The 18,857-nt window shown below is 73.7% G+C and carries 19 protein-coding genes and 1 pseudogene; 14 read left to right on the top strand and 6 right to left on the bottom strand.

All coding sequences use genetic code 11. The features are described from left to right. A pseudogene (locus tag I6A60_RS26210) lies at window positions 1-1,291 on the top strand (hypothetical protein); the annotation flags it as partial. A gap of 182 nt (window positions 1,292-1,473) precedes the next feature. After that, window positions 1,474-1,917: an ATP-binding protein gene (locus I6A60_RS26205; protein WP_203021955.1), complete on the top strand. Its 444-nt coding sequence runs from the start codon at window positions 1,474-1,476 to the stop codon at window positions 1,915-1,917. A 124-nt stretch (window positions 1,918-2,041) separates the two neighbouring features. On the opposite strand, the gene I6A60_RS26200 is transcribed toward I6A60_RS26205, so the two are convergent. Beyond that, window positions 2,042-2,536 (bottom strand): glutathione peroxidase, encoded by a 495-nt coding sequence (locus I6A60_RS26200; protein WP_203021954.1) that lies wholly within the window; start codon window positions 2,534-2,536, stop codon window positions 2,042-2,044. A gap of 363 nt (window positions 2,537-2,899) precedes the next feature. On the opposite strand from I6A60_RS26200, the gene I6A60_RS26195 reads away from it, so the two are divergent. After that, window positions 2,900-4,306 carry a lysylphosphatidylglycerol synthase transmembrane domain-containing protein gene (locus I6A60_RS26195; RefSeq protein ID WP_238436270.1) on the top strand — a complete coding sequence of 469 codons (1,407 nt, stop codon included), beginning with the start codon at window positions 2,900-2,902 and terminating at the stop codon, window positions 4,304-4,306. Here the strand turns inward: I6A60_RS26195 and I6A60_RS26190 are convergent. Together I6A60_RS26190 and I6A60_RS26185 are read right to left on the bottom strand one after the other, a co-directional pair. Beyond that, a complete protein-coding gene (locus tag I6A60_RS26190) occupies window positions 4,301-5,050 on the bottom strand; it encodes a histidine phosphatase family protein (protein WP_203021953.1) in 750 nt (249 codons plus the stop codon). The genes I6A60_RS26195 and I6A60_RS26190 overlap by 6 nt on opposite strands. 94 nt (window positions 5,051-5,144) lie before the next feature. After that, on the bottom strand, window positions 5,145-5,504 hold the full coding sequence (locus I6A60_RS26185) for a DUF3618 domain-containing protein (RefSeq protein WP_203021952.1): 360 nt from the start codon (window positions 5,502-5,504) through the stop codon (window positions 5,145-5,147). 349 nt (window positions 5,505-5,853) lie between these two features. Between I6A60_RS26185 and I6A60_RS26180 the strand changes: the two genes are divergently transcribed. The 4 genes from I6A60_RS26180 to I6A60_RS26165 all read left to right on the top strand — a co-directional run bounded on the left by I6A60_RS26180 (window position 5,854) and on the right by I6A60_RS26165 (window position 9,118). After that, a complete protein-coding gene (locus I6A60_RS26180) occupies window positions 5,854-6,615 on the top strand; it encodes an SCO family protein (protein ID WP_203021951.1) in 762 nt (253 codons plus the stop codon). After that, window positions 6,612-7,364 carry a MauE/DoxX family redox-associated membrane protein gene (locus I6A60_RS26175; protein ID WP_203021950.1) on the top strand — a complete coding sequence of 251 codons (753 nt, stop codon included), beginning with the start codon at window positions 6,612-6,614 and terminating at the stop codon, window positions 7,362-7,364. Before I6A60_RS26180 ends, I6A60_RS26175 begins: the two co-directional genes overlap by 4 nt. Beyond that, window positions 7,361-8,170, top strand: coding sequence for a thioredoxin domain-containing protein (locus tag I6A60_RS26170; RefSeq protein WP_203021949.1), 810 nt, complete (start codon window positions 7,361-7,363; stop codon window positions 8,168-8,170). The genes I6A60_RS26175 and I6A60_RS26170 overlap by 4 nt, the downstream gene beginning before the upstream one ends. Window positions 8,171-8,353: 183 nt before the next feature. Next, on the top strand, window positions 8,354-9,118 hold the full coding sequence (locus I6A60_RS26165) for a dienelactone hydrolase family protein (RefSeq protein WP_307873879.1): 765 nt from the start codon (window positions 8,354-8,356) through the stop codon (window positions 9,116-9,118). 50 nt (window positions 9,119-9,168) lie between these two features. Here the strand turns inward: I6A60_RS26165 and bcp are convergent, their stop codons facing one another. Continuing rightward, window positions 9,169-9,654, bottom strand: a complete 486-nt coding sequence (bcp, locus tag I6A60_RS26160) for a thioredoxin-dependent thiol peroxidase (RefSeq protein WP_203021948.1) — start codon at window positions 9,652-9,654, stop codon at window positions 9,169-9,171. Between the two features lie 125 nt (window positions 9,655-9,779). Here bcp and I6A60_RS26155 point away from each other — a divergent pair, with 125 nt between their 5' ends. After that, entirely contained in the window at window positions 9,780-10,298 is a 519-nt protein-coding gene (locus tag I6A60_RS26155; RefSeq protein ID WP_238436268.1) for a DinB family protein, read from the top strand. 34 nt (window positions 10,299-10,332) lie between these two features. On the opposite strand, the gene I6A60_RS26150 is transcribed toward I6A60_RS26155, so the two are convergent. Next, a complete protein-coding gene (locus I6A60_RS26150; RefSeq protein WP_203021946.1) occupies window positions 10,333-10,845 on the bottom strand; it encodes a DinB family protein in 513 nt (170 codons plus the stop codon). Window positions 10,846-10,851: 6 nt separating this feature from the next. Further along, a complete protein-coding gene (locus I6A60_RS26145) occupies window positions 10,852-11,397 on the bottom strand; it encodes a lytic transglycosylase domain-containing protein (RefSeq protein WP_203021945.1) in 546 nt (181 codons plus the stop codon). Window positions 11,398-11,521: 124 nt separating this feature from the next. On the opposite strand from I6A60_RS26145, the gene I6A60_RS26140 reads away from it, so the two are divergent. The 6 genes from I6A60_RS26140 to I6A60_RS26115 all read left to right on the top strand — a co-directional run bounded on the left by I6A60_RS26140 (window position 11,522) and on the right by I6A60_RS26115 (window position 18,805). Continuing rightward, on the top strand, window positions 11,522-13,108 hold the full coding sequence (locus I6A60_RS26140) for a CdaR family transcriptional regulator (protein ID WP_203042731.1): 1,587 nt from the start codon (window positions 11,522-11,524) through the stop codon (window positions 13,106-13,108). A gap of 304 nt (window positions 13,109-13,412) precedes the next feature. Next, the gene (locus tag I6A60_RS26135) at window positions 13,413-14,411 is read left to right on the top strand and encodes an ACP S-malonyltransferase (RefSeq protein WP_203042732.1); all 999 of its coding nucleotides are present in this window, start codon (window positions 13,413-13,415) and stop codon (window positions 14,409-14,411) included. Then, complete coding sequence (locus I6A60_RS26130) at window positions 14,411-15,352, top strand: beta-ketoacyl-ACP synthase III (RefSeq protein WP_203011725.1); 942 nt, start codon at window positions 14,411-14,413, stop codon at window positions 15,350-15,352. The genes I6A60_RS26135 and I6A60_RS26130 overlap by 1 nt, the downstream gene beginning before the upstream one ends. 171 nt (window positions 15,353-15,523) lie before the next feature. Then, the gene (locus I6A60_RS26125) at window positions 15,524-15,772 is read left to right on the top strand and encodes an acyl carrier protein (RefSeq protein WP_013422379.1); all 249 of its coding nucleotides are present in this window, start codon (window positions 15,524-15,526) and stop codon (window positions 15,770-15,772) included. Further along, window positions 15,769-16,998, top strand: a complete 1,230-nt coding sequence (gene fabF, locus I6A60_RS26120; RefSeq protein ID WP_203011723.1) for a beta-ketoacyl-ACP synthase II — start codon at window positions 15,769-15,771, stop codon at window positions 16,996-16,998. Before I6A60_RS26125 ends, fabF begins: the two co-directional genes overlap by 4 nt. A gap of 403 nt (window positions 16,999-17,401) precedes the next feature. After that, entirely contained in the window at window positions 17,402-18,805 is a 1,404-nt protein-coding gene (locus I6A60_RS26115) for an acyl-CoA carboxylase subunit beta (RefSeq protein WP_203011717.1), read from the top strand. Window positions 18,806-18,857 lie beyond the last annotated feature (52 nt).

The raw sequence follows: 18,857 nt of genomic DNA, 5'->3' as shown, positions 1-18,857 counted from the left end.
CGATCCGCCCCCGGTCGAGCACGTAGGCCCGGTCGGCGACCCGCAGTGCGAGCGAGACGTGCTGCTCGACGAGCAGCCCCCCCCGGCCCGGCTCGTCCGCGCCCCCGCGCCACCCGGCCCGCCCCGGCGGCCCGCCGCGCGCGGGGCGGCGCGCGCCCACGCGGCGGGCGCGGCGCGGGGAACGACGGCGGCGAGCCTCGGCTTCCCGCCGCCCGGCATGACCGGGGGGAACCCGATCCTTCCGCCGCCCGGCCTGACGGGCGGCGTCCCGGTCGCACCGCCGGCGCGCACCGACGACGACCCGTTCCTCAGCCCCGGCGCGCAGCAGGGGCGAGGCCCCGCCACCCAGGGCTTCGGGCCGCCGGGCCGTCCTACCACCCCGCCCCCCGGACCGGCCCCGCAGCAGCAGCGACACCAGGCCGGCGGTCCGCAACGCCCGCCGGCGCCGCCGTCCGGGCCGTCGGGCGCCCGTTATCCCGAGCCCAACCCGCGACAGGGTGGCCAGCGGCCCGGCGGCTCCGGGCCCGGGGGACCGTCCAGCCATCCAGGTGGGCCCGGCGGCCTGTCAGGGCTGCCCGGCGTCGCCGCGTCGCACGGCCAGCAGCTACCCCCGGGCCAGCAGCTACCGCCCGGCCAGCAACAGCCGCCCGGCCACCAGCATCTGCCCGGCCAGCAGCAGCTACCGCCCAGCCAGTCGGGTCCGCGGCCGGCGGCGGCCCGCGGCGGCTACCCCGGCGCCTCGAACGGCCAGCCGGGCTACCCGCCGGGAGCACAGCCAGGACCGGCACGCCCGGCAGCGGCCAGGCCCGACCAGGGCGGACCGGGCGGTCAGCCTGGCCAGAGCCGTGGGCCCGCCTCCTACCCGCCAAGGCAGCCACCGCGGCCGACGGATGGGCGCCCGGGCGCCGGCTACCCCGGCGACGCGCAGGGCCGACCGGCCGGCCCACCGCCGGTCGGGCCACCGCCAGTTGGGTCGCCGCCAGTTGGGTCGAGGCCTGGCGAGCCGAACGGCGTGGCCGACCAGTTCGGGGTGCTTGGCCTCGACGGGCTGCCGGGGTCGATCGACCCGCGGCTGCGGCCCCATGCCGGCCCGCCGCGCGGGCAGAGTCGCTCGATCGCGGCGCCGCCACCGCCGCACCGCTCGATCCACAGCGACAGCGTCGACCCGGCCACCGGCCGCCCGCTCGACCCGATGGCGCGCCGCCCGGGCCAACCGCCCCTCACCGACGACATCACCCCGGAGTGGATGACGCGTCGCGACCCGATCCTCGACGGCATCGACGTCATCTAGGGCCTACGTCGTCTAGGGCTTGCGTCATCTAGGGCGTACGTCATCCAGGGCAACGGTCTGACCGGCGCCCGGTTGCCAAGGTTTGCGGCACAGGCAGCAGTGGCAGGCAACCAGCAGGAGCCTGGGCCCGCACCTGGCCCTGGAGACCGCGGCCGGACCGGTTCGCGGCGGGAGGGTGAGGCGTGGCCGACGATCTGACCGCTCGGTTCGACCTTCTCGCGGACACGAGTGCCGCCGGCCAGGCGAGGCGGCTGGTGTCCAACCTGCTGACGGCCTGGAACCGCGCCGAGGACGTGGAGGTGGCCCGGCTGCTGATCAGCGAGGTGGTGACCAACGCCGTGCGGTTCGCCGGGCGGCTCACGGCGCTGCAACTGGCCCTGGTCGCGCATCCGGATCGGATCCGGTTCTTCGTCGGCGACGGAAGCCCGCTGCATCCGGTGCTGCGCACGGTCCGCCCGTCCGACGAGTCGGGCCGCGGCATCCACCTGGTCGCGACGTTGGCGAGCGCCTGGGGCGTGGTGGACCCGCCGCCCGAGGAGGGCCACGGCAAGCAGGTCTGGTTCGAGCTCTGTGCCGGCGGGCCGGGGGCCGGTCTGACCGGCCTCGCGGCCAGCCAGAGGGCCTGACCGGCGCCGTGCCGGGGCACGGCCGCCGCTCAGGCACCTCGTCGTCCGAGCACTCGCGGTTCAGGCACTTTGGTCGGTCAGCGCTCGTTGTTCAGGCGTCCCGGTCCGTTCGGTTGCGCGCCGGTCAGGTGGTCAGCGCCTGCTCGATGGTCGCGCGCAGCTCCGGGTCGGCCGGCTCGACTCCGGGACGGAAACGGCCCAGCACGCGGCCGTCTGCGCCGACGACGAACTTCTCGAAGTTCCAGGCGATGTCGCCCGCGGTTCCGGCCGAGTCCGCAGTCTCGGTCAGCACCTGGTAGATCGGGTGCCGGCCGGGCCCGTTCACCTCGATCTTCTCGGTCAGCGGGAAGGTCACGCCGTAGGTCGCCGAGCAGAACTCGGCGATCTCGTCCGCCGTACCCGGTTCCTGGCCCATGAACTGGTTGCAGGGAAAGCCGAGCACCGTGAAGCCCCGACCGGCGAGCTCCTCGTGCAGTGCCTCGAGCCCGGTGTACTGCGGGGTGAGCCCGCAGCGGCTGGCGACGTTGACGACGAGGGTCACGCGCCCGCCGGTCAACCCGCCAAGGGTCGCCGCTTCGCCACCCAGCGTGTTCACCGAAAGATCCAAAAGGTCTGACATCGAGCTTCCTTCCGTCAGGCGTCGGCGCCACATATCGTCATGACCGTCGGGCATGGGGCGATCCGTGCCACACCGTTCCTTCTTCCGTCAGACCGCCAACGGACATCCGCCAGCGGGGAGTTCCGTCGCACGGCACACCCACACTGACCGTTGTATCGCCAGTCGTGGCCGGCAGTTCGGACCCGTCACGACCGGTAACGCCGAACGCCGGTCGCCCGGTCGGCGGCACCGGTCGCGTCGATGGCCGAACGCGCATGGCCGTGCGCACAATGATGACGGGCGGAGCGGGTAGTCCCGGATAGTAATCGAGCGACTCCGCCCGAACCGCCCTGCCCGAGGGGAGCCCCAGTCATCGAGACTCCGATGTTGTTGGCAGCGGACGCGACCGGAGCGACGACGCTCCCCTCGTCACCGGCCGGGCTGCCACTACTGGGTCGAGGCTCACGCGACGCCGGCGAGGCCGCGCGCGACCGAGCCCCGACCATCGGCACGAGCCGGTCGGCCAGGCGGTCGCGGTCGCTGGTGACGCCGTTGAACCTCCGGGTGCTGGTGCGGCGCACGTCGACGCTGGCCGGGCCGGCAGCCATACCGGTCGTCCCGGGCTCGCCGGCGGTCCCGATGCTGAGCGCCGGGCCGGACCGGTCCCGGCAGGCCGGCCCGGCCTTCGCCATCAGCCTGCCCGCTGTCGCCGGCGTGGCGGGCTGCGCGGACGCCGTCGCGCTGCCGGCACCCGGCAGGCGCGCCGGCGCCGGTAACACGGGGCTGGGGGCCCGGGCTCTCGCCGCGAGCGAGCTGGACTTCGGGGCCCGCCCGGCGCTGCGGCCGCCCCGGCGGCGCACGGTCCTGCTCGCCGTCGTCCTCGGGGTGCCGCTCGCGGTGCTCGCCGTCCAGTTCCGCGCCGAGGTCGAGCACCAGCTGGCCGACATCCCGGCGCCGAGCTGGCCGTGGCTGCCGCTGTGCGGCGTCGGCACCGTTCTCTACTACGTCTCCAACGGGATCGCGCTGCGGGCGGGCAGCGGGCTGCCGGTGGGGGTTCGGGTCGCGACGGGGGTGCAGTTCGCCGCGGCCGCCGCGAACCGGATCATCCCCGCCGGCCTCGGCGCGATCGCCGTCAACCTGCGGTTCCTGGAACGCCGTGGACTCCCCCGGCCGGCCGGGGTCGCCACGATCGCGTCCATCCGGGTCGTCTGCGGCCTGGTGCACCTGGCGGCACTCGCCTGCGTGGCGGCGCTGCTCGGCGACTCACGGATGACCGCCGGGCTGACCGGGCCGCTGCGCGACACGATGTCCAGCCTCGGCCTCGGGCCGGTGTGCATCGTGGCGGGCGCCGTCGTCGCCGTCCTCGCGGTGGTGCTGACCCGCCGACGGGTGCGCGACCGGCTGCGCGGCCCACTGACGACGTTCCGGGCGCACCTGAGCGGGCTCGTCCACTCCCCCGGCCGGGCCGCCGCGCTCAGCGGTTCGCTGGCCGGGACGAAGGTCGCTCAGGTGATCGCGCTGACGGCCAGCGAACGGGCGTTCGGCGGCAACGTCAGCGTGCTGTCGGTCGCGGCCGTGTATCTGGTCGGCTCGGCGGTGGCGGGCGCCGCGCCGACGGCCGGCAACGTCGGCGCGATCGAGCCCGCGCTCGCGATCGGCCTGACCGCCGCCGGCGGCCCGGCCGCCGCGATGGTCACCGCCGTCCTGGTCTTCCGGCTGATCACCTACTGGTTGCCCGTCGTGCCAGGGGTGATCGCCCTGACGGCGTTGCGCAGGCGAGGCGACCTATAGCGCGGACGCGGAGGCGCCAGGCTGGACGGCATCCAGCCTGGCCGCTGAAGGGGACTGGGACGGGGACGGCCGCAGGTTGAGCGAGCCGAGGACGCGGGTCTCCCGCTCGTGCTCGAGGATGGTCAGGCTCGCCGGCTCCACCAGGAACGACGCGCCACGGGCCGGGTCCAGCCCGAGCCAGCGCGCGATCAGCACCCGCGACATGTGCCCGTGGCCGACCAGTGCGACGTCGCCGTCGCGCAGCAGCGGCAGCGCCCGCGCCAGCACCGCGTCGGCCCGGACGGCGACCTGGCCGGCGTTCTCCCCGCCGGGCACTCGGCCGGTCCAGATCGTCCAGCCTGGCTGGGTCTCGCGGATCGTCGGCGTGGTCAGGCCCTCCAAGTCGCCGTAGTCCCACTCGGCCAGGTCGGGCCAGACCTCGCGCGCGGCCACGTCGGCCACGGCCGGGCGCAGCCCGTCGGGGCCGCCCTGGCGCTGGTTCGCCGGCCCACCACCTACGGGCGCCGCGAACAGGCCGGCCAGGTCGGCGGTGTGGACGGCGCGGGTGCGCGGGCTGGTGGCGACCAGCGCGAACCGGAAGGCCCGCAGCGCCAGCAGCAGCGCGGCCGCGCGCCGTTCGCCGTCGATGGTCAGCGGAATGTCGGTACGGCCGGTATGGCGGCCCGACCTGCTCCACTCCGTCTCTCCGTGCCGGATCAGCACGATTCGGCCGGCAGGTACGCGGCCGTGGCTGTCAAGACTCACTCGGCGTCCCCAGGCTCACTAGCGTGCACAGGCTCAGTCCGCGTCCAGGCTTCCCCAACGGGACAGTAGTCGCCGCGCCTGGGCCGCGACGGCCTCAGCCCCGGTGCCGGCGGCGGCGTCTGGTGGTACCCACCACCAGCAGCATCGTCGCGCCGACCGCGAGCGCGACCCGGCCCCACCGGACGCTGCGGGACCCTCCGGCCGGACCACGCGCGCCGGACGGCTCCGCCGCGACCATGCCCGCGCCGGGCGCGTCGGCCGCGAGCTCGAGCGGCTGGCCGCCGTGGTGGCCGGCACGGGCGCGCAGTTCGGCGAGCTTGGCGCGGGCCTGCTCGCCCGCTCGCTCGGCGACCCGGCGGGGGTGGACCAGCTCCGCGATCGCGTCGATGGTCTCCGCCAGCTCGGCGCGTGTCTCCTCGATCTGGCTCTGGATGGTCGCCGGGTCCTGCGGCACGGGTGTGACCTCTCGTCTCGCCAGACCACGGTCCGCGCGCACTCGGACGCGCAACCCGGGCCAACGGTCGGTGATGCGTTGACGGGTCCGTCACGAGGAGTGCCAGACGGGTCCGTCACCAAGAGTGCCAGAGGAGCCAACGCCTGACGAGCGGAAACGGTGGTCCGACCGAAGGGTCACACCCGGCCCGGGCGGCGGCTGGGCCGCACCTCACGCCGCCCGTCGTCGGTTGCGGTTAACGTGACACCGTCTCGTCACTCCAAGTGATTGTTCAATTACTCCCGATCGGCGCGCCGATGCTCACCCGGAGCCGTCCGTTCGTCTGCCCATGTTCTCAACGCGGAGGACCATGGCCACCACCTCACCGGCCGCCGTCGCCACGACTCGGCCCACGGCGCCGGTCGCGAGCGCGGTGCCGGTCGCCCGCGCGGTGCCGGCCACTCGCACGGTGCCGGCCACTCGCACGGTGCCGGTCGCGGCGATCGTGTTGACGGCGCTGTTCGCGGGGACGACGGCCTGCGCCGACCACACGCCTGGCATGCAGGCGGCGATCGTCGACGACCGGCGCGGCGACGGCCTGCACGGGATCAGCCCGGCGACGCGGCTGCCGATGCCGGCGCTCGACCTGACCGCCACCGACGGGCTCGCGTTCGACCTGCGCGCCCGCACCGCCGGCCTGGTGACACTGCTGTACTTCGGCTACACGCACTGCCCGGACGTCTGCCCGACGACGATGGCCGATCTCGCCGCCGCGCTGGGCGCGCTCGACCCGGCGGTTCGCGGCCAGGTCCGCGTCGTCTTCGTCAGCACCGATCCGGCGCGCGACACGCCAGCCGTGCTCGCCAGCTGGCTGCACCATTTCGACCCCGGGTTCGGCTTCTACGGCCTGACCGGCCCGTTCACGCGGATCCAGGCGACGGCGCGCACGCTGGGCGTCGACGTCCCGCCGCCGACGGCGCGCGCGGACGGCGCGATGACGCAGAACCACGGCGCCGAGGTGCTCGCGTTCGGCCGCGACGGCGATCTGGTGCTGCGCTACCCGCCAGGCACCCAGATCACCGACTACATCCATGACCTTCCGGTCCTGGTGCGGGCGGGAGCGCCGCGATGAGCCACCATCCGGCGACAGGCGGCGCGCTGGGACGCCGGCGGCCCTGGGCGCGGGTGGCCTCGACGCTGCTGCGTCTCGGGCTGGGCGTGCTGTGGCTGGTCGCCGGGTGCCTGAAGGTCGGCGACGCGGACGGGATGGTCCGCTCCGTGCGGGCGTTCCGCGTCCTGCCGGAGGCGCTGGTCCATCCCGTCGCGTACGCGGTGCCGTTCGTGGAGATCGCGCTCGGGGTCCTGCTCCTGCTGGGCCTGGCCGTCCGGGCCGGCGCGCTGCTGTCGTGCCTGCTGCTGGCGGTCTACATCGGGGCGATCGCGTCCGCGGCCGCCCGCGGCCTGCGCATCGAGTGCGGCTGCTTCTCGAAGGGCGGCGACCTCGCGAAGAACGCGCCCACCCATTACACATCGGAACTAGTCCGTGACAGTCTGCTGCTGCTGGCCAGCGCGCTGCTGGCGGTCTGGCCCCACGGCTACCTGACGCTGGACCGCCTGCTGTTCGGCCCGGCCCCCGACCGCCGGCCCGAGGGGTCCGGCGACCTCGACGACGACCGGGACGACGAGCACTGGGCTTCCAACGAGCACTGGGCTGCCGACGAGCACTGGGCTCACGACGAGCACTGCGCTGACGACGAAGCCGACGAGCACGAAACCGACGACAGCCGCGACGGCGGGGACTGGCACGACGGGTACCGGGTGCGGACGGGCGACCAGCCGCGGCCCGGGGACAGGGCGGGACGAATGAGGCGCGAGCGATGAGCGCGGGCGCGGGACGCGGATCGGGCCGGGGCAACGGCCCGGGTGGTGGCCGCTCAGGCGGCGGCGTTGACACCGGTCCCCGGCCGGACCGGGACCCGCGCGGGGCGGTGCGGCGCGAACGGGCCGCGGCGGCCCGAGCGCAGGCCGCGGCCAGGGAGCGGCGACGCAAACAGATGATCGTGCTCGCCTCGGTGCTCGGCGTGATCATCCTCGCCGCCGTCATCGGCATCGTCGTGCAGAACACCCGCCAGCACTCCAAGCCGGTCGTCCTCCCGGCCACGGCGACCGGCCAGGACAACGGCATCGTCGTCGGCAAGGCGACCGCCCCGGTCACGGTCGACTTCTACGAGGACTTCCAGTGCCCGATCTGCCGGCAGTTCGAGACCACCACCGGCTCGACCGTGCGCTCGCTGATCGACGCGGGCAAGATCAAGGCCGTCTACCACATGATGTCGTTCATCGGGCCTGACTCGGTCCGCGCCGCGAACGCGGGTGCCGCCGCGGCCAACGACAACAAGTTCGAGCAGTACCACCAGGTGCTGTTCGCCAACCAGCCGGCGGAGAACTCCGGGGGCTTCAGCAACGACCGGCTCATCCAGCTCGGCTCGCAGGTCGGCCTGACCTCGCCGGCCTTCACCAGCGCGGTGAAGTCGGGCCGGTACGACGGCTACGTCGCCAAGGTCGCGGACAGCGCGTCCAAGCGCGGGGTGACCGGTACCCCGACGGTGATGGTGGACGGCAAGACGCTCTCCCAGGACCAGCTGCTCCCCGACCCGTTCAAGGCCGCGGTCAACGCCGCCGGCTGACGACGTCGCGCACGATCGGCGATCAGGCCCGGCCGGCGGTCCTGAAAACGTCCTGAAGACGTCCACCACGGGGCCCAAACGATGCCGGGCGGGCCGGGCCTCGACCGTGGCCGAGCTGCCGCGATGAGAGATGCTGTTCGCCGCCCGAGCCGGCACGGCCGGTCGGCAGACGCCGAGGAGTTCGTGTTGTCCGTAACCAGGCTCGATGTGCCCACCGACGACGGTGTGATGGACGTCCACCTGCACCTTCCGGCTGGGCATCCGGCCGACAGCGGCCCCGCCCTGCCCACGGTGATCATGTACCCGGACGCGTTCGGCGTTCGGCCGGCGACGGACGACATGGCCCAACGGCTGGCGGATCTCGGCTACGCCGTGGCGCTGCCGAACGTCCATTTCCGCACTCCGGACGCCCTGCCGTTCGACCCGAAGACCGCGTTCTCCGACCCGGCCGAGCGGGCCAAGCTGGGGCAGGTCATGACGGTGGCCAACGAGGGCGCCATGGCCGCCACCGGCGCGCTGCTGACGGCGCTGGCCGACGTCCCGGCGGCGAACGCCGAGAAGGTCGGCACCACCGGCTACTGCATGGGTGGGCGGCTGTCGTTCCTCGCGGCCGGCACGTTCCCCGACCGGGTCGCCGCCGCCGCGTCGTTCCACGGCGGCCGGCTCGCCGTCGCGGACGACCCGGCGAGCCCGCACACCCACGCGGGCGAGATCCAGGCGAGGCTGTACTTCGGTGTGGCGGACGAGGACGGTTCCTGCACCCCCGAGGACCAGGCCCGGCTCGCGGCCGCGCTGGACCAGGCGAAGGTCGACTACCGGCTGGAGCTCTACCCCGGCGCCCGGCATGGGTTCGCGGTCACGGACCACCCCGGCGTCTACGACGAGAAGGCCGCCGAGCTCCACTGGGAGCGCACCGCCGAGCTGTTCGACGCCGTCCTGAAGGCGTAGCACCGGCCCCTGTCCGGGCCGGCTGTGGCGCCGCCGGCCCGGTCGGTGGATCAGGCCTCCGCCAGTCCCAGCTCGCGGATCAGCTTCGCGACGTGACCGGTGGCCTTCACGTTGTAGAGCACCTTCTCGAGGGTGCCGTCGGCGGCGACGACGAAGGTCGAGCGGATCACCCCGGTGGTCACCTTGCCGTACATCATCTTCTCGCCGTAGGCGGCGTACGCGGTCAGCACCGCGCGGTCGGGGTCGGACAGCAGCGGGAACGTCAGGCCCTCGTTGTCGCGGAACTTCACCAGCGCCGCGGGCTTGTCCGGCGAGATCCCCAGCACGTCGACGCCGGCGTCGTTCAGCTGGGCCAGGCTGTCGCGGAAGTCGCAGGCCTGCTTGGTGCAGCCGGGTGTGCTCGCGCGCGGATAGAAGTAGACGACGACCCGCCGGCCCCGGTAGGAGGCGAGCGACACGTCCTTGCCGTCGGCGTCCGGGAGCGTGAAGTCGGGGGCAACGTCGCCCGCGGCCAGGCGAGCCGAGGAGTCGGTCATGGTCGGAAACCTAGCGCCGTGTCGCCGCAACCACCAAACCGCGTCGCCCGGACCGGCCTGGTGCGCGGCGCCACCCGGCGAGAAACGGCTCGAAACTGTCACAGGTCGGCGCGACCATGCCAGACATGACGTGGACTGCCCCCAAGGTCAACCGCCGGGACGAGCCAGGCATCGCGGACGAGCGCGAGATGCTGGAGAGCTGGCTCGACTACCACCGCGAGACGCTGCTGCTCAAGTGCGCCGGCCTCACCGCCGAGCAGCTGCGCGAGCGGGCGATACCTCCGTCCTCGCTTTCGCTGCTGGGCCTCGTCCGGCACCTGGTCGACGTGGAACGTTCCTGGATCCGCCGCCGGCTCGACCAGCAGGACATCCCGTACCTCTTCGTCAGGGAGGACAACGAGAACTCCGACTTCGACGACGTCGACACGGCGGACCCCGACGAGGCGTTCACGGCGTTCACCACGGAGGTCGAGACCTGCCGCGCCGTGGCGGCCACCCACGGCCTGGACGACACGTTCCTGGACCAGCGCGGCGTGCGGCTCAGCCTGCGCTGGGTCTACGTCCACCTGATCGAGGAGTACGCCCGCCACAACGGCCACGCCGACCTGCTCCGCGAGCGCATCGACGGCTCCGTCGGCGACTGACGGCCGGCCGCCGGTCGAGCCGCGCTCGACGCGGTCAGCCGGGGGGCAGCAGCCCCCGCAGGATGGCGGCCTGGCCGGCGTGCTGGAGATCGTCGGCGATCACGCTGACGAGGCGGACGGCGAGGGTGACCGGAGGGTCCCACCGGGTGTCGACGACGCGGTCGAGGTCCTGGTCACCAAGCCTGGCGACGTAGCGCAGGGTCTCGTCGTGGACGGCGTCGTAGTAGGCGGTCAGCAGGCCGGGGTCGCCGACACGGACCCTGTCGACCTGGTCCGACGTGTGGCCGAAGCCGTGCGACTCCGGCGGCAGCGGGAGGCCGAACCGGTCCACCCAGCCGGCCGCGGTCCAGACCTGCTCGGTGCCGGCGACGCCGGCCACGTGATCGTCCTGCACCCGGGCCAGGTGCCAGACCAGCCAGGTGATCGAGTTGAGCCGCCGCTGCGGGCGGTGGTTCAGCTGCTCGGCGGTCAGCCCCGCCACGGCCTCGTGGACCGCCTCCTGAACCCGTCCGAAGCCATCCGTCAGAAGGTCAGCGGTGGTCACCATCGCGGCTCAGACCTCCGTCGCGAACGTGGCGGCCCACTCGTTGACCCGCGCGATGTAGGTCCTGGTCTCGGCGTAGTCGGGGACGCCGCCGGCCGCCTGGACGGCCGACGGCCCGGCGTTGTAGGCGGCGAGCACGAGGGCGACCCGGTCCCCGGGCAGGTGGCCGACCAGCCCGGCGAGATGCTGCTCGTAGCGTGCGGCGGACGGGATCGCGTCGAGCGGGTCGAGCGGGTCGGCCACGCCGTCGCCGTCGCCGTCGATGCCGAACTCGGCCCAGGTCTTCGGCAGGAACTGCATCATCCCGACGGCGCCCGCGCGGGACACCACCGACGAGTCGAAGCGGCTCTCCACCCGCGCCTGGGCCGCGAGCTGGGCGGCCGACAGCAGCCCATACGTGGTGGCGGCGGCTCGGAAAGCGGGTATCAGGTCCGTCGGGATCAGGCTGCTCGACCTCATCGGCAACACCTGCGAGCAGGCTCCCAGCAAAGCCACGAGGACGGTGACCAGGCCAGCCGCGAGAACAGGCGCCTGGCGTGTTCGCTGACGGGACATCGCCTCATTGTGGCCGCCTGGACACGGCCGTGTCCGGCATCTCCGACGGCACGTCGCGAGCCGCGGGCGGCGGGGCACCCGCGGTGTCCGGCCCGGACGGCGCGGCGGGCGGTCGCGGTGAGGCATGCTGGACGCCGTGACCCAGCCTCCGGCCAAACCGGCCTCCGCGCGCGGAGACGGGCCTGCGCCGTCCGCCCGGAGGCAGCCCGCCGAGGTGACGTCGCCGCCGCCCGGCTCCCCCGCCGACCCGCCGACCCCGGTACCGGCCCAGGCCGCGGGAGTCGACCCGGTCGCCGCGCCACGAGACTCTGCCGGCCGCAACGACCCTGCCAGCCGCAACGACTCTGCCGGCCGCAACGACGCCGCCACGAACGACGCCGTCATCCGGCGGATCGAGCGGGCCAGCGGGCTGCTGGCGAACAAGGCCGTGGCCAGGATGTCCGACCAGCTGCCGTGGTACCCCGGCATGTCGGCGCGGTACCGGGCCGACATCCAGCTGGTCGTGCAGGCGGGCATCGCGTCGTTCGTCGAGTGGTGCCGGCGCCCGGAACACGCCCGTGAGCTGTCCAGCGACGTGTTCCGGGTGGCGCCGCGCGAGCTGGTCCGGGCGGTGACCTTCCGCCGCCTCGTCGACCTGGTCCGGGTGGCGGTCGAGACGATCGAGGCCGAGGTCTCGAACATCGTCGACCCGGAGCACGAGCAGCGGGTACTCAACGACGTGCTGCGCTACTCCCGGGACATCGCGTTCGCCGGAGCGGTGGTCTACGCGCGGGTCGCCGAGGAGCGCGGCGCGTGGGACGCCCGTCTGGAGGCGCTCGTCGTCGACCACGTCGTGCGCGGCGACCAGGACCGGGCGCTGTCCTCGCGCGCGGCGGCGGTCGGCTGGCGCAACCCGCCCGCGGTGACGGTCGTGGTCGGCGCGGCGCCGCCGCAGGCCCCGGAGGCGGTCGTGGACGAGGTCCACCGGCTGGCCCGCTCCGGCGGTCTCGAGGTGCTGACCAGCGTGCACAACCAGCGGCTCGTCATGATCGTGGGCGGCCGGTTCCGGACGACCGACGGTCCAGGCGACGGGCCGGCGGCGGAGCCACACGCCGGCGGGGCGGCGGCCGTGGCGGTGGCGCCCGGTGGCGGCGCCGTGCCGCGCGAGGCGGCGGCCCGCGCCGTGGCGGCGGCGACGGGCGACCCGAACCGGCCGAACAGCCGGCGGCGCGCCGAGGGCGAGCTCGCGACGAGCGTCGAGTCGGCGCTGGCGGCCGCCGAGGTGTTGATGTCGGCCTGCGGGCCGGGCCCCGTCGTGGTCGGGCCCGTCGCGGCCGACCTGGCGGGTGCCGCCGAGTCGGCGCGGGCGGCGATCGCAGCCGCCGACGTGGTGGCGGCGTGGCCCGCGGCGCCGCGACCGGTGACGGCCCGCGCGCTGCTGCCGGAGCGGGCCCTGGCCGGCGACGAGGGGGCCCGCCGGGCGCTCATCGACGAGGTCTACATCCCGCTGCGGGACGCTGGCGCGCCGCTCCTGGAGACCGCGGGCACCTACCTCGACTTCGGCGCCTCGCTGGAGGCGACCGCGAAGGCGCTCTACCTGCATCCGAACACGGTCCGTTACCGGCTGCGGAAGGCGTCCGAGATCTGCGGCCTTGACACCGCCGACCACCGGCAGCGTTTCACCCTGCACATAGCTCTTCTTCTGGGCCGTCTCGACAGCTCGCCTGCGTAGACGACGGTTGTAGATCGCCGACCACCGACTGTCGAGGTCGGCACGAGAACACGGCACGCGCCTCGTGCGTGACCTACAGCTGCGAGAATGCGAGCATGGTCAGCTGACCGCAGGTTACCGGTGCGACACCGGTCACATCGACCGACTTAACAGCCCTGTCACACGCTTGTCGGCCGTAGTCCAGCGACACGACTAACGTACGCACCCGGGCTCCGCGTTTTGTAGGTCTGCTACAACGAGCCGTCGGCACATCGGTGAGTGGCCGCCAGCGACAGACCACCACCGCGAAGGGTTAGGTAAATAGGTGCTCGCCATCCTCGCGCCAGGCCAGGGCGCCCAGACCCCAGGCATGCTGCATCCGTGGCTCGGCCTCCCCGGCGTCACGGAGCGGCTGCGCTGGTTCTCGGCGGCGACCGGCCTGGACCTCGTCGAGCTCGGCACTGAGGCGACGGCGGAGACAATCAAGGACACCGCGGTGGCGCAGCCGCTCATCGTGGCGTCCGGCCTCCTCGCCGCCGAACAGCTCGGCCTGCCCGGACTCGCGGGGACGGATCTGCGGGTGGCCGGCCACAGCGTCGGTGAGATCACCGCAGCGGCGCTCACCGGCGCACTCACGCCGGAGACCGCGCTGGTCCTCGTGGCGCTGCGCGGCCGGGCGATGGCCGCGGCCGCCGCCGTGACGCCGACCGGCATGTCCGCGCTGCTCGGCGGCGACCCGGACGCGGTCGTCGCGCACCTGGAAGGCCTCGGCCTGACGCCCGCGAACCGCAACGGCGCCGGCCAGATCGTCGCCGCCGGTGACCTGGCGGCGCTCGCACGGCTCGCCGACGAGCCGCCGGCCGGAGCCCGCGTCCGGCCGCTCACGGTCGCGGGCGCGTTCCACACCCACTTCATGGCTTCGGCCCGCGACACGCTCGCCGCGGTCGCGCCCGGCGTCGTACCCGGCGCCCCGCGCCTCGGCCAGGTGTCGAACGCGGACGGCGCCGTCGTCACCGACGGGGCCGAGGTCGTGGCCCGGCTGGTCAGCCAGGTCGCCAACCCGGTCCGCTGGGACCTGTGCATGGCGACGCTGCGCGAGCTGGGCGTCAAGGCCGTCATCGAGCTGCCGCCGGCGGGCACGCTGGCCGGCATCGCCCGCAGAGAACTTCCCGGCGTCCGGATCCTCGCGGTGAAGAGCCCCGACGACCTGGCCGCCGCTCGCGAGCTCCTCGCCGAGCACGTCGGCGCCGAGCAGCCCTCGGTCGTGATCCCCGCTCCCGCCAGGGAGCTGGTTCCTGCCACCGCCCACGCCGGGGAGGCTTGATGACCACCGGAGCACGCGTGCTCGGATTCGGTACCTACCGACCGGTCCGCGTCGTCACCAACGACGATCTCGCCCAACGAGTCGAGACGTCCGACGAATGGATTCGCACCCGGACCGGCATCGCCACCCGGCGGATCGCCGACGCCGACGAGACCACCGTGATGATGGGCGCCGCCGCCGCCGAGAAGGCGCTCGCCGCCGCCGGCCTCACCGGCGCCGACATCGACCTGGTGATCGCGGCGAGCTGCACCAGCCCGTCGCAGATCCCGGGCGCCAGCCCGCAGATCGCGCATCGGATCGGTGCCCTCTCGGCCGGCGCGCTGGACATCAACGCGGGCTGCGCCGGGTTCTGCTACTCGCTGTCCCAGGCGGCCGACACGGTCCGCGCCGGTTCGGCCCGCCACGTGCTCGTCGTGGCGACGGAGCGGCTGTCGGACTACGTCGACTGGGAGGACCGGACGACCTGCATCCTGCTCGCGGACGGCGCCGGCGCCGCGGTGGTCGGCCCGAGTGACGTCGACGAGATCGGCCCGGCGGTCTGGGGCCACGACGGCTCCCGGCCGGACGTCATCAGGGTGCCCGGTTACGGCGACAACCTGTTCCGGATGGAGGGCCAGGCGGTCTTCCGCTGGGCGATCACCCTGGTGCCGGCGCTGAAGAAGATCTGTGAGCGAGCCGGGGTCACCCCCGACGAGCTCGCCGGCGTCGTCCCGCACCAGGCCAACCTGAGGATCATCGAGGCGCTCGTGAACGGCCTCGGCGCCACGAACGCCGTCATCGCCCGCGACGTGGTCGACGCGGGCAACACCTCGGCGGCCAGCATCCCGCTGGGCCTGGCCCGGCTGCTCGACGCCGGGGAACTGCGGCGCGGCGACCCGGTCCTCCTGTTCGGCTTCGGTGCCGGCTTGACCTACTGTGGCCAGGTCATCCGCTGCCCCTAGGCCGGGCGTCACGGGTGGCTCCGCCGGAGCCCCACCCACGGCATCCACTCGGGGGGCGGGTCCCCTGGAACCCTCCATCTGCCGGGTCCGAACCGGCGCAGGGCCCCCGCCCGCGGGTGGCAGCTACAAGAACCGCACCTGAATCTCCTGCCCGATCAAGAAAGGTCCCCGATGTCCCAGACTGATGTCCTCGCCGGTCTCGCCGAGATCCTCGAGGAGGTGGCCGGCGTCGAGCCCTCCGACGTCACCCCCGAGAAGACCTTCATTGACGACCTGGACGTCGACTCGCTGTCGATGGTCGAGGTCGTGGTCGCGGCCGAGGAGAAGTTCGGCGTCAAGATCCCGGACGACGACGTGAAGACCCTGAAGACCGTCGGTGACGCGGTCTCGTACATCCAGAAGGCTGGTATCGCGGCGTGACCCGGTCCCCTAGGCGGGTTGTCGTCACCGGCCTCGGGGCGACCACTCCGCTCGGGGGCGATGTGGCGTCCACGTGGGAGGGCCTGCTCGCCGGCCGGTCCGGCGTTCGCGCTCTCACCGAGGACTGGATCGAGACGGTGCCGGTCCACATCGCCGCCCCGCTGGCGGCCGAGCTTCCGCTCGGCCGCGTCGAGGCCCGCAAGCTCGACCGGACCCAGCAGATGGCTCTGGTCGCGTCCCGGGAGGCGTGGGCCGACGCCGGCTCGCCTGAGATCGACCCGCTGCGCCTACAGGTCTGTGTCGGCTCCGGCATCGGCGGCGTGCTGACGCTGCTCTCCCAGCACGATGTGCTGCGCGAGCAGGGTTTCCGCAAGGTCACCCCGCACGTCGTCCCGATGCTGATGCCGAACGGGCCGGCCGCGACCGTGGGCCTGGCCTTCGGCGCGAAGGGCGGGGTGCGTGCCCCGGTCAGTGCCTGCGCGTCGGGCACCGAGGCGATCGCGCTCGCGTACGACCTGATCAAGTTCGGCCGCGCCGACGTCATCATCGCGGGCGGTACGGAGGCGGCGATTCATCCGCTGCCGATCGCCGGGTTCTCGCAGATGCAGGCGCTGTCGCGGCGGTCCGACGACCCGGCGGCCGCGTCCCGGCCGTTCGACAAGGGCCGTGACGGGTTCGTGCTGGGCGAGGGCGCCGGAATCCTGGTGCTGGAGGCCGAGGAGCACGCGAAGGCCCGCGGCGCCCGGATCTACGGCTACCTGGCCGGTGCCGGGATCAGCGCCGACGCCTACCACGTGGCTGCTCCGGAGCCGACCGGTGCCGGCGCGGCCCGGGCGGTCACCGAGGCACTGGAGACCGGCGAGCTCGTGGCCGGTGATGTCGCTCACGTCAACGCGCACGCGACGTCGACACCAGTCGGTGACCTTGCCGAAGCGAAGGCGCTGTACCTTGCACTCGGAGCAGCGGCCGGCTCGACGGCGGTGACGGCTACCAAGTCGATGACCGGGCACCTGCTCGGAGCGGCTGGCGCCGTCGAGGCCGTGGTGACGGTCATGACGATGCAGCAGCGCATCGTCCCGGCGACCCGCAACCTCGACGCTCTCGATGACGAGGTCGAGCTCGACGTGGTGCGGATCGACAACCGGAAGATCAAGTCAGGCGCCGCCCTGTCGAACTCCTTCGGGTTCGGCGGACACGACGTCTGCCTCGCGTTCACGCCCGCCTAGCGGCGGCGAGAACCCCGCCCGCCGGGCGAGAATGCCGGCGAGCGGGTGCGCGTTCCGGGGCCCGTCCCCGGAGACATGGGAACGCGCTGGGTGTCCGGGTCCGGACCCGGACACCCAGTAGCTCTCGTGATGTTGGTGGCGCCAACGACGGCGCCGATGGCCGAGCGGGCCAACCGGAGAACCCGTGCCACCCGCCACGGCCGACGGGCCGGGCCTCAGCGAGGCGCCGTACGTCCCCGCGACCCGCGTGAGCGGATCCGGAGAGGGCGCACTGGCTGAGGAACTGCGTATCGCCCCTCGTAGTCGCGACTCGCCCCGCGTAACACGGATGTGCAACACACCCACCGCTGCCGCGGCTGGGTGCAGGAGCAGACTGTTCGCCGTTCAGGCAAGGAGATTACCGGTGAGTCTGTCCACGTTGGAACTCGTCGACCCTCGCTCCCCCGTCGCCCGGCTGAACCGCTTCTTCGATGCCGACAGCGTCAACCTGTTCGCCGCGCCCGACAGTTCGGGTGTCGTCGCCGGGCAGGGACTGGTCGACGGCAACGAGGTGGTCGCGTTCGCCAGCGACGGGACCGTGCAGGGTGGGGCGATGGGCCGCGACGGCTGTGCGCGCATCGTGCACGCCATCGAGTCGGCGGCCCGGATGGGCGTCCCGGTGGTCGGCATCTGGCACTCGGGCGGCGCGCGGCTGCAGGAGGGTGTCTCGTCGCTCGACGGCATGGGACGCGTCTTCTCGGCGATCGTGCGGGCGTCGGGCCGCATCCCCCAGATCTCGCTGGTGCTGGGCGCGGCCGCCGGTGGCGCCGCCTACGGCCCGGCGCTGACCGACCTGGTCATCATGGGCCCGGACGGAAAAGTCTTCGTCACCGGTCCGGACGTCGTCCGCTCGGTGACCGGTGAGGACTGCACGTTCGACAGCCTCGGCGGCCCGGGCGTCCACTCCACCAAGAGTGGCGTCGTCCACATGACCTGCGACTCCGACGACCAGGCGTTCGAGACGACGCGCCACGTCGTCGGTCTGCTGGCCGACCAGGGTGACATCGGCGAGGTCGAGCCACGCGAGCTCGCCCAGTTCCTGCCCGAGTCGCCCCGGCGCGCCTACGACGTGCGCCCGCTGGTCGGCGGCCTGGTCGACGACGGCTTCGTCGAGATCCACCCCCGGTGGGCCCGCAACATCGTGACCGCGCTGGGCCGTCTCGGCGGCCGGACGGTCGGCGTCATCGCGAACAACCCGTTGCGCCGCGGTGGCTGCCTGGACTCGCTGTCGGCGGAGAAGGCGGCGCGCTTCGTGCGGCTGTGCGACTCCTTCGGGGTGCCGCTGGTCGTCCTCGTCGACACGCCCGGGTACCTGCCCGGCGTCGGCCAGGAGTGGGAGGGCGTCGTCCGCCGCGGGGCCAAGCTGCTCTACGCCTTCGCCGAGGCGACCGTGCCGCGGGTGACGGTGATGACCCGCAAGGCCTACGGCGGCGCCTACATCGCGATGAACTCGGCGTCCCTGGGCGCCACGGCCGTCTACGCCTGGCCGACCGCCGAGGTCGCCGTCATGGGCCATGAGGCGGCCGTGAAGATCATCCACCGGCGCACGATCGCCGCGGTCCCCGAGCAGCGCCAGCCCGACAAGATCAAGGAGCTGGCCGAGGAGCACGCCGTCACCGTCGGCGGCGTCGACAAGGCCGTCGAGCTCGGTGTGGTCGACGCGGTCGTCGAGCCGGGTGACACCCGCACCGTGGTGGCCGCCGCCATCGCCGAGGCCCTCGCCGCCGGCCGGCCCGACAAGAACGTCCACGGCAACATCCCGCTGTAACACTTGTTCGGTTGGCGCGGCCCGCCCCGCCCCGGCCGGGCGCGCTCTCGCC

Origin of the sequence: Frankia sp. AgB1.9 (genome assembly GCF_016786355.1) — a bacterium.
Lineage (GTDB): Bacteria > Actinomycetota > Actinomycetes > Frankiales > Frankiaceae > Pseudofrankia.
This window is presented reverse-complemented; position numbering and strand designations above follow the sequence as displayed.

What these genes read in the sequence shown, in the direction of transcription:
- I6A60_RS26200 (WP_203021954.1), bottom strand. Translation starts at nt 2,536, where the DNA reads ATGTCAGACCTTTTGGATCTTTCGGTGAACACGCTGGGTGGCGAAGCG.
- I6A60_RS26195 (WP_238436270.1), top strand. Translation starts at nt 2,900, where the DNA reads ATGTTGTTGGCAGCGGACGCGACCGGAGCGACGACGCTCCCCTCGTCA.
- I6A60_RS26180 (WP_203021951.1), top strand. Translation starts at nt 5,854, where the DNA reads ATGGCCACCACCTCACCGGCCGCCGTCGCCACGACTCGGCCCACGGCG.
- I6A60_RS26175 (WP_203021950.1), top strand. Translation starts at nt 6,612, where the DNA reads ATGAGCCACCATCCGGCGACAGGCGGCGCGCTGGGACGCCGGCGGCCC.
- I6A60_RS26170 (WP_203021949.1), top strand. Translation starts at nt 7,361, where the DNA reads ATGAGCGCGGGCGCGGGACGCGGATCGGGCCGGGGCAACGGCCCGGGT.
- bcp (WP_203021948.1), bottom strand. Translation starts at nt 9,654, where the DNA reads ATGACCGACTCCTCGGCTCGCCTGGCCGCGGGCGACGTTGCCCCCGAC.
- I6A60_RS26155 (WP_238436268.1), top strand. Translation starts at nt 9,780, where the DNA reads ATGACGTGGACTGCCCCCAAGGTCAACCGCCGGGACGAGCCAGGCATC.
- I6A60_RS26150 (WP_203021946.1), bottom strand. Translation starts at nt 10,845, where the DNA reads ATGGTGACCACCGCTGACCTTCTGACGGATGGCTTCGGACGGGTTCAG.
- I6A60_RS26145 (WP_203021945.1), bottom strand. Translation starts at nt 11,397, where the DNA reads ATGTCCCGTCAGCGAACACGCCAGGCGCCTGTTCTCGCGGCTGGCCTG.
- I6A60_RS26140 (WP_203042731.1), top strand. Translation starts at nt 11,522, where the DNA reads ATGCTGGACGCCGTGACCCAGCCTCCGGCCAAACCGGCCTCCGCGCGC.
- I6A60_RS26130 (WP_203011725.1), top strand. Translation starts at nt 14,411, where the DNA reads ATGACCACCGGAGCACGCGTGCTCGGATTCGGTACCTACCGACCGGTC.
- I6A60_RS26125 (WP_013422379.1), top strand. Translation starts at nt 15,524, where the DNA reads ATGTCCCAGACTGATGTCCTCGCCGGTCTCGCCGAGATCCTCGAGGAG.